Below are 1084 nucleotides of genomic sequence, written 5' to 3'. Positions count from 1 at the left end.
GGGCGAGGTCCTGTCGGAGTGTCGCAAACGGGACCGCCGGCCGGGAGCGTTGCCGGCCGGGTTCATGGTCTACTTCACACTCGCGCTTGCGCTCTTCCACCAGGACTCCTACGACGATGTGGCAGAACAACTGGTGGGTGAAATAGAGGAGTTGAGTGAGTGCATCCCGCACAGGGCGTCTTTCACCCGGGCTCGGGAGCGCCTGGGACCGGAGGTTGTTGAGCGGATCTTCCACCGCCTGGCCGGCCCGCTGGCCCCTGCGGGGTTGGTCGGGTCCTTCTACCGGGGGATGCGTCTCGCTGCGGTCGACGGGTTTCTGCTGGACGTGCCGGACAATGAGGCCAACCGACGCGCCTTCGGCGGCCCGAAGGACTCCAGCGGGAAACCGGGAGGGTTTCCGCAGGTGAGAGTCGTGACGCTGACCGAGACCGGCACGCATTCTTCCATCGACGCCAGGGTGGGCGGCTATAACAGTGGTGAACGCGACCCAGCCGTGGCAATGGCTGCCTCGGCCTCCGGGATGCTCGTGATCATGGACCGGGGGTTCCCCGGAGTGGAGTTGTGGAAGGCGTATACCGGCGCCGGTGCCCACCTCCTGCTGCGGGCCCGCTCGTGTGTGGCACGCCGCCCAGTACGACACCTGCCCGACGGCACCTACCTGGCGCGCATGAACCTCGCGGGGCAGAAGGGCGCCCATCCGGGCGGTGTGCTGGTGCGCGTGATCGAGTACCGCGTCGACGGGGGCGAAGTAATCCGGCTGCTGACCGACCTCTTCGACCATGACACCTACCCGGCAAGGGAGTTAGCGGTGCTGTATCACGAAAGGTGGGAGGTGGAATCGGCCTATCGGCAGATCAAGACCTTCCAGCGGGGCCGGCAGGAAGTTCTGCGATCCACCGACCCGCAGCTGGTGCGCCAGGAAGTGTGGGCGCATCTGGTCGTACACCACTGCCTGACCGGCATCATCATGCAACTCGCCGACAGCAACGGCATCGACCCGGACCGCATCTCGTTCGTCAAGGTCCTCAAGCACACCCGACGCAGCGTGGTCCGCCAGCTCGCCGACACCCCGCCGAAGATCCGC

Annotated in this window: 1 protein-coding gene; it reads left to right on the top strand. The window is 66.3% G+C overall.

Features of this window, described 5'->3' with window-relative positions:
* A partial coding sequence (locus tag ACIPEK_RS46745) for an IS4 family transposase (protein ID WP_402009172.1) occupies positions 1-1084 on the top strand: 1084 nt, incomplete at both ends.

Source organism: Streptomyces sp. NPDC088246 (assembly GCF_044741025.1).
Taxonomy (GTDB): Bacteria; Actinomycetota; Actinomycetes; order Streptomycetales; family Streptomycetaceae; genus Streptomyces.
Note: the sequence above shows the minus strand (reverse complement) of the source record. Positions and strands in the feature narration are given on the sequence as shown.